Genomic DNA, 233 nt, shown 5'->3' on the forward strand with positions numbered 1-233 from the left:
TGCATCCCGCCGAGCAGATTGCCGGATTCCAGGCGCTGCCAGCTGAGGGCAAGACGCCCGCGCAGATTGGTGACCTCATGGGCTACAGCTCGCGGCACGTACAGCGCTGCCTGAAGCTCTCCGGCCTCGCGCCCGCCATTCTTGACGAACTGGCTGCTGACAACATCACGGTCGAGCAGTGCCAGGCGCTCACCCTCGCTGACTCACATGTACGCCAGATGGAGGTATGGGAT

Annotated in this window: 1 pseudogene; it reads left to right on the plus strand. The window is 63.5% G+C overall.

The window, feature by feature from the left end:
• A pseudogene (locus KVT28_RS27050) lies at window positions 1–233 on the plus strand (hypothetical protein); the annotation flags it as partial.

The organism is Pantoea sp. GbtcB22 (assembly GCF_019091025.1).
GTDB lineage: Bacteria > Pseudomonadota > Gammaproteobacteria > Enterobacterales > Enterobacteriaceae > Pantoea > Pantoea leporis.